At 59.1% G+C, this 10,639-nt stretch carries 9 protein-coding genes; 4 read left to right on the plus strand and 5 right to left on the minus strand.

Translation table 11 applies throughout. The annotated features are described in order from the left end of the window. From crcB to ACIPLA_RS27445, 4 genes are all read right to left on the minus strand, one after another. The coding region (crcB, locus tag ACIPLA_RS27430) for a fluoride efflux transporter CrcB (RefSeq protein WP_401177538.1) at nt 1-332 on the minus strand (332 nt) is incomplete at its 3' end. Beyond that, entirely contained in the window at nt 332-1,654 is a 1,323-nt protein-coding gene (locus ACIPLA_RS27435; RefSeq protein ID WP_401177541.1) for a replication-associated recombination protein A, read from the minus strand. The genes ACIPLA_RS27435 and crcB, both read right to left, overlap by 1 nt. Nucleotides 1,655-1,819: 165 nt before the next feature. Next, nucleotides 1,820-2,443, minus strand: a complete 624-nt coding sequence (gene lolA / locus ACIPLA_RS27440) for an outer membrane lipoprotein chaperone LolA (protein WP_007904916.1) — start codon at nt 2,441-2,443, stop codon at nt 1,820-1,822. Between the two features lie 68 nt (nt 2,444-2,511). Further along, nucleotides 2,512-4,917, minus strand: coding sequence for a DNA translocase FtsK (locus tag ACIPLA_RS27445; protein WP_032830114.1), 2,406 nt, complete (start codon nt 4,915-4,917; stop codon nt 2,512-2,514). A gap of 306 nt (nt 4,918-5,223) precedes the next feature. Between ACIPLA_RS27445 and trxB the strand changes: the two genes are divergently transcribed. The 4 genes from trxB to infA all read left to right on the plus strand — a co-directional run bounded on the left by trxB (nt 5,224) and on the right by infA (nt 8,203). Next, complete coding sequence (gene trxB, locus ACIPLA_RS27450; protein ID WP_008068332.1) at nt 5,224-6,183, plus strand: thioredoxin-disulfide reductase; 960 nt, start codon at nt 5,224-5,226, stop codon at nt 6,181-6,183. Between the two features lie 67 nt (nt 6,184-6,250). After that, on the plus strand, nt 6,251-6,931 hold the full coding sequence (gene aat, locus ACIPLA_RS27455; protein ID WP_192342631.1) for a leucyl/phenylalanyl-tRNA--protein transferase: 681 nt from the start codon (nt 6,251-6,253) through the stop codon (nt 6,929-6,931). A gap of 87 nt (nt 6,932-7,018) precedes the next feature. Continuing rightward, the gene (locus tag ACIPLA_RS27460; RefSeq protein ID WP_123493785.1) at nt 7,019-7,726 is read left to right on the plus strand and encodes an arginyltransferase; all 708 of its coding nucleotides are present in this window, start codon (nt 7,019-7,021) and stop codon (nt 7,724-7,726) included. A gap of 258 nt (nt 7,727-7,984) precedes the next feature. Further along, nucleotides 7,985-8,203, plus strand: coding sequence for a translation initiation factor IF-1 (gene infA / locus ACIPLA_RS27465; protein WP_401177546.1), 219 nt, complete (start codon nt 7,985-7,987; stop codon nt 8,201-8,203). A 237-nt stretch (nt 8,204-8,440) separates the two neighbouring features. Here infA and clpA read toward each other — a convergent pair. Next, on the minus strand, nt 8,441-10,639 hold a 2,199-nt coding region (gene clpA / locus ACIPLA_RS27470), incomplete at its 5' end, for an ATP-dependent Clp protease ATP-binding subunit ClpA (RefSeq protein ID WP_401177549.1).

The following is a 10,639-nucleotide window of genomic DNA, read 5'->3' on the forward strand; positions in this document are numbered from 1 at the left end:
CCGCCGAATACGCTGATGACCGCATAGCCCAGGGCCAGCGGCACTTGCCCGGTTTCCAGCAGGCGCACCGTATCCAGTGAAAAGGATGAAAAAGTCGTCAGCCCCCCGAGGAAGCCGACCATCAACCCGGCGCGCACCGCAAACGGTACCTCCGGGCGAATCAAAAACAGACCGTATAGAACGCCGATCAGCAAACAGCCCACGATATTAACGGCCAGCGTCGCGGTATAGAAGTGCCGCGGCCAATTCGCGTTGATCCAGTTACCGGTGGCGAAGCGCAATAGCGTGCCGGCGACACCGCCGACAGAAACGGCAACGATCAATGGAATCACTATTTTCTCCGCTGCAGGGGGCTTAGACGATCAAGCTGCGCGAGGTGATTAAGCTTTTCGCCGATTTTCAGTTCCAGGCCGCGGGGCACGGGCTGATAAAACCGTTGCGGTTCGAGCTCGTCCGGGAAGTAGTCTTCGCCAGCGGCGTAGGCATCCGGTTCATCGTGGGCGTAACGATATTCGTCGCCATAACCCAATTGCTTCATCAATTTGGTCGGCGCATTGCGCAGGTGCAGCGGCACTTCGAGGGAACCATGTTCGGTGGCGCTGCGCATCGCGGCTTTGAAGCCCATGTACACCGCATTGCTTTTCGGCGCGCAGGCCAGATACGTGATGGCCTGGGCCACTGCCAACTCACCTTCGGGGCTGCCGAGCCGCTCCTGCACTTCCCACGCCGCCAGGCACAGGCTCAGGGCGCGAGGGTCGGCATTACCGATGTCTTCGCTGGCCATGCGCACCACACGCCGGGCCAGGTACAGCGGGTCGCAACCGCCGTCGATCATCCGCGCGAACCAGTACAGCGCGCCATCGGGATTGGAGCCGCGCACCGATTTATGCAGCGCGGAGATCTGGTCGTAGAAGGCTTCGCCGCCCTTGTCGAAGCGTCGACGGGTATCACCGAGCAGACTTTGCAGCAGGTCGACGCCGATTTCGCTGTTGTCTTCGGCCAGGTCGGAGGCGTTTTCCAGCAGATTGAGCAGACGCCGGCCATCGCCATCGGCGGCGGACAACAGCATCTGGAAACCTTCATCGCTGAGGGTCAGTTGCCGCTTGCCCAACCCACGCTCTTCGGTCAATGCGCGGTGCACCAGCTTGCGCAGGGCCGCTTCGTCGAGGCTTTTGAGCACATAGACGCGCGCCCGGGACAGCAGCGCGTTATTGAGTTCGAACGAGGGGTTTTCGGTGGTCGCTCCGATGAAAATCAGCGTGCCGTCTTCAACGTACGGCAGGAACGCATCCTGCTGGGACTTGTTGAAGCGGTGTACTTCGTCGACAAACAGGATGGTGCGTTTACCGTATTGCCCGGCCTGCTGCTTGGCGACTTCCACCGCCTGGCGGATTTCCTTCACGCCGGCCAGCACCGCCGAAACCGTTTCGAAGTGCGCATCGGAGACTTCCGCGAGCAGCCGCGCCAACGTGGTTTTACCCACCCCCGGCGGCCCCCAGAAAATCATCGAATGCAGGGCGCCCTGCTCCAGCGCTTCACGCAAAGGCTTGCCGCGAGCGAGCAGGTGTTCCTGACCGACGTACTCGTCCAGATTGGTCGCGCGCAGGCGTGCGGCCAAGGGCTGAGCAATCGGGGCGCTGCGAAACAGGTCCATCACTACTTATGAAACCTCACTGGGTCCTGATGCCGATCAGTCAAAGCACTAACACCGCATTCCCTGTGGGAGCGGGCTTGCTCGCGAATGCGGTGTATCAGTCGCCATCAATGCTGTCTGACACACCGCATTCGCGAGCAAGCCCGCTCCCACAGGTTATGCGTCTTACTCCTGGATCACGTCCGCCCCTTTAGGGATGTCGAACTTGAATTTGGACGCAGGAATCGGCTCGTTGGCCTTCACGCCAGTGAACAGGATATTGGTGCGCTGACCGACGCTATCAATCAGTTGCATGTCATTGACCAGACCGTTGCGGAACGACAGACGCAGGCTGTCGAACAGGGTGTCTTTGGTTTTCGGCTTCAGGGTGAAGTCGATCACGCCGCCGGCTTCCTTGGCGCTGATGTCGAAGCTCTGGCTGATCTTGGACACATCACCGGACAACAACAGTGCCGGAGTCTGGGTCAGACGCTGGTCGAGGGTCTTGATGGTGACCTGCTCCAGGTCCGGGTCCCACAGGGAAACCTTCTTGCCGTCGGACACCATCAGTTGCTCTTGCGGCGCATCGGTGTGCCAGTAGAACAGGCCCGGGCGCTGCAAGGACATTTGACCGGCGGTTTCCTGCAACTGGGTGCCGCTGCCATCAAGAGTCAGCTGGGAGAAACGCGCGGTCAGGGTCTGGGATTTTTCCAGCAGTTGAGTCAGACGAGCCACGTCCTTGTCATCGGCGTGGGCCGAAAGCGTGGTCAAAGCCAGTACCGGCAGCAGCAACATGCGGATAAGACGCATGGGAGTCCTCATAAACATTCGTGGGAGTGCGGGCGGCGTCTCAAGACACCGCCCCTTTCAAAACCGGATCAGTCGCGCACCGGGCCGGGGGCCAGGACTTCACGCGAACCGTTGGTGTTCATGGACGTCACGACCCCCGCCATTTCCATGGCTTCGATCATGCGCGCCGCGCGGTTGTAGCCGATTTTCAGCTTGCGCTGAACCGCAGAGATGGACGCACGACGGCTTTCCAGGACGAACTGCACCGCTTCGTCGTAGAGCGCATCGGTTTCGGCATCATCGTCACCGCCACCGCCGCCGTTTTCAAAGCCGCTACCGGGCTCTTCGACACCGGCGAGGATGTCGTCGTTATATTCCGGCGCACCACGCAGTTTCCAGGCTTCAACCACCCGGTGAACCTCGTCATCGGACACGAACGCGCCGTGAACACGAATCGGCAGACTGGTGCCCGGCGGCATGTACAACATATCACCGTGGCCCAGCAGTTGTTCGGCGCCGCCCTGGTCGATGATGGTCCGCGAATCGATCTTGCTCGATACCTGGAACGCCATACGGGTCGGAATGTTCGCCTTGATCAGACCGGTGATCACGTCCACCGACGGACGCTGGGTCGCGAGGATCAAGTGGATGCCGGCCGCACGGGCCTTCTGGGCGATACGGGCGATCAGCTCTTCAACCTTCTTGCCGACGATCATCATCATGTCGGCGAATTCGTCCACGACCACGACGATGGTCGGCAGTTTTTGCAGCAGGGGTGCCTCGTCGTGGATGCTTTCGCGCTTGTACAACGGATCGCTCAACGGCTCGCCGGCGTCCTGGGCTTCCTTGACCTTGGCGTTGAAGCCCGACAGGTTACGCACGCCCATTTTCGCCATCAGCTTGTAGCGCCGTTCCATCTCGGCGACGCTCCAGCGCAAGGCGTTGGCGGCGTCCTTCATGTCGGTGACCACCGGGCACAGCAGGTGCGGAATGCCTTCGTAGATCGACAGCTCAAGCATTTTCGGGTCGATCATGATCAGCTTGGCGTCTTCCGGGCCGGACTTGAACAGAATCGACAGGATCATCGCGTTCACGCCCACCGACTTACCGGAACCGGTTGTACCGGCCACCAGCAAGTGCGGCATTTTTGCCAGGTCGGTGATGACCGGTTTGCCGCCGATATCATGACCCAGGGCCAGGGTGACCGGGGACTTGAAGTTATCGTACTCGGGGGTCGACAAGACCTCGGAGAACCGCACGATCTGCCGGTCTTCGTTAGGGATCTCGATGCCGACCGTGGTCTTGCCCGGAATCACTTCCACGACACGCACGCTGGTCACGGCCAGGGAACGGGCCAGGTCTTTCGCCAGGTTGGAGATGCGGCTGACTTTGACGCCGGCTGCTGGCTGGATTTCGTAACGGGTAATCACCGGGCCCGGGTGAATCGAATCCACCGAAACTTCGACGCCGAATTCCTTGAGCTTGATTTCCAGCAAGTGGCCGACGGCCGCCAGGGATTCAGGCGAATAATTGAGTTGTTTCTTTTCCGCGGGGTCGAGAATCGAGATCGGTGGCAAGGTGCCTTCCACGGCGCTGTCGACGAACAACGGCGCCTGTTTCTCTTTTTCCACGCGCTTGCTGGGAGCTGCCGGTTTGGGCGGAGCCGGGGCAATCACCGGCGGTACCTGCTTCTCGCGTTCGGACATGTGCTTGCTCAGGGCTTGCTCACGCTCGATCAGGCGCTCCTTGACCTTGGCCTGCTCGCGTTTGTCGGTGACCGTCGGCGCGACTACGTCATGCACGCGATCGTCGACCTCACGCAGCTGGGCAACCAGTTGCTTGCGTTCGACACGGGCCGCCCACCAGCGATTGGCCGCGCCCTGAAACAGTTCGAACAGATCAAGGGTGATCTTGCCAGTGACGTCCATCACCTTGAACCACGACAGGTCGGTGAACACTGTCAGGCCGAACAGGAACAGCGCAATGAACAATAGCGTGCTGCCCTGGATGTTCAGCGCGTTCCGGGCCAGATCGCCGAGGCTTTCGCCCAAAGCGCCGCCCGCGCCGGCCGGTAGACCGGTCGCCGCATGGAAATGGATGTGGGCCAGCGCCGCACCCGACAGCACCAGGAATACCAGGCCGATCAGGCGCCAGGAGAACAGCCAGCCGCTCCACTGCCACGGCTCGTGGCGCTGGCGGAAGATCTGATACGCCTTGATCGCCAGCAACAGCGGGAAAATGTAGGCGAAGTAACCCAGGACCATGAACAGGATGTCGGCGCTGTAAGAGCCGGCCGGCCCGCCGAAGTTCTGCACATCGTCGATCTTGCTGTTATGGCTCCAGCCCGGATCGTCTTTGCCGTAGGTCAACAAAGCCATCATCAGGAACAGGCACAAGGCGCCGATGGCGATCAATGCACCTTCCTTGAGCCGGTAGTGCAATTGCTGGCGCCAGAGCGGGACGACTGTTTTAGGTGCTGCGGTGGATTTCTTCAAAACGCTTCTTTTCCTGCGCCCATGGCGCGTCCATCTGTTGAATGACTATAAAAACTGCCCAATCCAGGCAGGTAAAAAAGTTAACAGGCGCAACTGAGACTACTTTTAACACTGCGCCCCGGTTTTTCGAAATACGGCACGCACCGCTTTTTTGATACAAACACTGTTACAAGCGAGCATTGTACGGGTTTGTTCACCCGATGCCATGCTTGAGACCCTTGGGTGCAGCATAGCCAACAGCACAGTACGCGCGGTCCAATTTGAGCATGCATTCTCTTTTGTGACAAAGGCTTATGAGGTGTTTTTATGACTGAAGCGAAGCATTCCCGCCTGATCATTCTGGGTTCCGGCCCCGCCGGTTACAGCGCAGCCGTTTATGCCGCTCGCGCCAACCTCAAACCCGTTGTCATCACCGGCATACAGGCAGGTGGCCAGCTGACCACCACCGTCGAAGTCGACAACTGGCCCGGCGACGTCGAAGGCCTGACCGGCCCGGTACTGATGGAACGCATGCAAAAACACGCCGAACGCTTCGACACAGAGATCGTTTACGACCACATCCATACGGCCAAGTTGCAACAGCGCCCGTTCGAGCTTATCGGCGACAGCGGCACCTACACCTGCGATGCACTGATTATCGCCACCGGCGCTTCGGCCCAATATCTGGGGCTGCCATCGGAAGAAGCCTTTGCCGGCAAAGGAGTTTCGGCGTGCGCCACCTGCGATGGCTTCTTTTACCGCAATCAGGTGGTCGCGGTGGTCGGCGGGGGTAACACGGCTGTGGAAGAAGCACTGTATCTGTCGAACATCGCCAAGGAAGTCCACCTGATTCACCGTCGCGACAAACTGCGCTCGGAGAAGATCCTCCAGGACAAGCTCTTCGAAAAAGCCGCCAACGGCAATATCCGCCTGCACTGGAACCAGAATCTGGACGAAGTACTGGGCGATGCCAGCGGCGTGACCGGTGCCCGCCTGCGGCACAGCCATACGGGCGAAACCAATGACTTGCCGCTGGCCGGCGTATTCATCGCCATTGGCCACAAGCCCAATACCGACCTGTTCCAGGGCCAGCTGAAAATGCGCGACGGTTATCTGCTGATCAAGGGCGGCAGCGAAGGTGATGCCACCGCCACGGACATTGCAGGCGTGTTCGCCGCCGGTGACGTGGCCGATCATATTTACCGCCAGGCGGTGACGTCCGCCGGGGCCGGCTGCATGGCCGCGCTGGATGCCGAGAAGTATCTCGATGACATCCCCACCGTTTGACGGTTAACCTCCTCAAGGCGGGCTCAACGGCCCGCTACCGCCCTCCCCTTCTGCAAGCCCGGATGCCATGCTGACTTGGTTACAACGCAACACCCTGACCTTCCCGCCGCTGGAAAAAGCCATGCGCGACCCCAACGGGCTGCTGGCCGCGGGCGGCGATCTGTCCGCCGATCGCCTGATTCAGGCCTATCGTCACGGCTGCTTTCCGTGGTTCTCGGAGGGCCAGCCGATTCTCTGGTGGTCGCCGGACCCGCGCACAGTACTGTTTCCCGACGAACTGCATGTCTCCCGTAGCTTGAACAAACTGCTGCGCCAACAACGCTATCAAGTGACCTTCGATCGGGATTTTGCCGCGGTCATCCGCGCCTGCGCCGCACCGCGCGAGTACGCTGACGGCACCTGGATCACCCAAGCGATGCAGGATGCCTATGTCGAACTGCACAGGCGTGGTTACGCCCATTCGGTGGAAGTCTGGGACGATGGCGCGCTGGTCGGCGGGCTCTACGGCCTGGCTATGGGGCAGTTGTTTTTTGGCGAGTCGATGTTCAGCCGCGCCGACAACGCTTCCAAATATGGCTTCGCCACCCTGGTGCGACACCTGAAAGACTCGGGTTTTGTGCTGATCGACTGCCAGATGCCTACCGATCATCTGCACAGCCTGGGTGCCCGAGCGATTCCCCGCCGCGAATTTGCCGGCTACCTTGCGCGACACCTGGATCAACCGGGCCGCGCCACTTGGGTTTGCTGAGCGACATTGGCGCGTGTGGCTTACACTTAATGCGGGGAAACTCATTGAGAGCGCCCCCTAATCAAAAGCTTATCCCGAGGGTTGATCATGACCGAGTTGGCGCGTTTGAAGTTTTATGCCACTCAGCCCCACTCTTGCAGCTATCTGCCCGAGGAACAGGCCACGACGCTGTTCCTCGACCCTAGTCAGCCCATGGATGTGCACGTCTACGCAGACCTGTCGGAAATGGGTTTTCGTCGCAGTGGCGATCATCTCTACCGGCCCCATTGCCAGCATTGCAATGCGTGCGTACCGGCACGCATTCCTGTGGCGCAATTTACCCCCAACCGTCAGCAAAAACGCATTCTCAAACGAAATGCCGACTTGCAGGTGCGTCCGGCCAGACCAAAGTTCAGCGAAGAGTACTTCGACCTTTATCAGCGCTACATCGAACAACGTCATGCCGACGGCGATATGTATCCGCCGAGCCGCGACCAGTTTTCGACCTTCCTGGTACGTGATCTACCATTCTCCCGCTTCTACGAATTTCGTCTCGAAGGCCGCCTGCTGGCCGTGGCCGTCACTGACTTGCTGCCCAACGGCCTGTCGGCGGTCTACACCTTCTATGAACCCGCGGAGGAGCGTCGTAGCCTGGGGCGCTATGCAATCCTCTGGCAAATCGGCGAAGCCCGACGCCTGGGGCTGGAAGCCGTCTATCTTGGCTACTGGATCAAAAACTGCAAAAAAATGAGCTACAAGACCCAATATCGCCCTATCGAACTGCTGATTAATCAACGTTGGGTCATCCTGAGCTAGTGCCCTGTCTCGCAAATACTGTTCCTTTTTGACGGCGTCTGTTGTCATCATGCTGCGTTGCCGCTCCTTGCCATAGCGGGCTATGACTCGTCGCGGCGCCTTGCCTGACGACAACAGCCACTCGCCAAAAGAGGAACGTATTTGTGAGACAGGACACTAACCCCTTGGCTTAAACCCCATTTTTCGGGCACAATGCACGCCGCTTTTGCCTGGCGCAGTTGCACCGGGCCATTCATTGGACACCGAGGGCTTTACTGCATGTCGAAAGAAGACAGCTTCGAAATGGAAGGCACTGTCGTCGACACACTGCCCAACACCATGTTTCGATTGGAGTTGGAAAATGGGCAAGTAGTAACCTCTCATATCTCCGGCAAGATGCGCAAGAACTACATCCGTATTCTTACCGGCGACAAAGTGCGCGTCGAGCTGACGCCCTATGACTTGAGCAAAGGGCGCATCACCTACCGCGCTCGCTAATCAAGTCAATACAAAACGCCCGGCTATGCCGGGCGTTTTTGTTTGCCTGCGATTTAACAACCACCTTAAATCCAATGTGGGAGCGAGCTTGCTCGCGAATGCGGTTTCACATTCAACATTGATGCAAGCTGACCCACCGCTTTCGCGAGCAAGCCCGCTTCCACAGGGGACTTATGTATTTCTCGAGGCAGCAAAAAGGCGCCAATCGGCGCCTTTTTGCTTTGCTGCGGTTTAACGTCAGGCCATTTCAGCCGTGGTCTCGAACTCGAAGGTCAGCTCGCCGTCCTTGAGGTCGATGTGTACCACACCACCATGATCGGCCAGTTCGCCAAAGAGGATCTCTTCGGCCAGTGGACGCTTGATCTTGTCCTGGATCAAACGCGCCATTGGACGAGCGCCCATTGCCGTGTCGTAGCCACTCGCTGCCAGCCAGCCACGCGCTGCGTCCGTCACTTCCAGCTGCACGCGCTTGTCTTCCAGCTGCGCCTGAAGTTCGGTAAGGAACTTGTCCACCACGCTTTTGATGACCTCATGGCTGAGGCGACCAAACTGGATAATGGTGTCCAGACGATTACGGAATTCCGGCGTGAAGCTCTTCTTGATCACTTCCATCGCATCGGACGAGTGGTCCTGATAGGTGAAACCGATCGAAGCACGTGCCGCAGTTTCGGCACCGGCGTTGGTCGTCATGATGACGATCACGTTACGGAAGTCCGCCTTGCGCCCGTTGTTATCGGTCAGCGTACCGTGGTCCATGACCTGCAACAGCAGGTTGAAGACTTCCGGATGCGCCTTCTCGATTTCATCGAGCAACAGCACGCAGTGAGGCTGCTTGGTGATGGCTTCGGTCAGCAAACCGCCCTGATCGAATCCGACATAGCCTGGAGGCGCACCGATCAGTCGCGATACGGTGTGGCGCTCCATGTACTCAGACATGTCGAAGCGAACCAGCTCGACCCCCAACGCCTTGGCCAGTTGCCGCGCGGCCTCGGTTTTACCAACACCGGTCGGCCCTGCGAACAGGAACGAACCGACTGGCTTGTCAGGCGACTTGAGGCCGGCACGGGACAGTTTGATCGCAGTCGACAGCGAGTCGATCGCCGCATCCTGGCCAAATACCGTGAGTTTCAAGTCACGCTCAAGGTTACGCAGCAGCTCTTTGTCGGAACTGGTGACGTGTTTTGGCGGAATTCGCGCGATTTTCGCAACGATGTCCTCGACCTGAGGCACTTCGATGCGTTTCACGCGTTTCTCGATCGGCTGCAGACGCTGGTAGGCGCCCGCCTCGTCGATGACGTCGATCGCCTTGTCCGGCATGTGCCGGTCATTGATGTAACGCGAGGCCAGTTCCGCAGCGGCGCGCAGGGCTTCATCGCTGTATTCGATGTTGTGGTGCGCTTCGAAACGTCCTTTCAGGCCACGCAGGATGCCAATGGTGTCTTCCACCGAAGGTTCCGACACATCGACCTTCTGGAAGCGCCGAGCCAGGGCACGGTCCTTCTCGAAGATCCCACGGAACTCCTGGAACGTGGTCGAACCGATGCAGCGAATGTCGCCCGAAGACAGCAATGGCTTGAGCAGGTTCGACGCATCCATGACGCCACCGGACGCAGCGCCCGCACCGATGATGGTGTGGATCTCGTCGATGAACAGAATCGCCTGCGGACGTTTTTTCAGCTCATTGAGCAGCGCCTTGAAGCGCTTCTCGAAATCGCCGCGGTATTTGGTCCCCGCCAGCAAAGCCCCCAGATCGAGGGAATACACCACGCTGTTGGCCAGCAGATCCGGCACCTGGTTGTCGACAATGCGTTTGGCCAGGCCTTCGGCAATCGCGGTTTTACCCACGCCGGCCTCGCCCACCAGCAGCGGGTTGTTTTTGCGACGACGCGCAAGGATCTGCGCGACGCGCTCGACTTCCAGCTCACGGCCTACCAACGGATCGATACGACCCTGGCGCGCGAGTTCGTTGAGGTTGCTGGCATAAGCATCCAGAGGATTGCCTGAAGAAGAAGACTCACCGCCCTCGTCGTCCTGCATATCTTGTTCACCTTCAGAGTGATCGCCATGCCCTGGCACTTTGGAAATGCCATGGGCGATGTAGTTGACGACATCGATGCGCGCAACGCTCTGCTGTTTCAGCAGAAACACTGCCTGACTCTCTTGCTCACTGAAGATTGCGACCAGCACGTTAGCGCCAGTCACTTCGCGTTTGCCCGAGCTCTGTACATGAAAGACAGCACGTTGCAGTACACGCTGAAAGCCCAGGGTTGGCTGGGTTTCACGATCCTCGTCATGAAGTGGGATCAATGGCGTGGTGGAGTCGATGAACTCCTGCAGATCATGCTTGAGTTTGTCGAGGTTTGCGCCGCAGGCACGCAAAACGGTGGCGGCAGCCTCATTATCCAATAGGGCCAGCAGCAGGTGTTCGACCGTCAT

This window comes from Pseudomonas sp. NPDC086112 (genome assembly GCF_044746425.1).
Taxonomy (GTDB): Bacteria; Pseudomonadota; Gammaproteobacteria; order Pseudomonadales; family Pseudomonadaceae; genus Aquipseudomonas.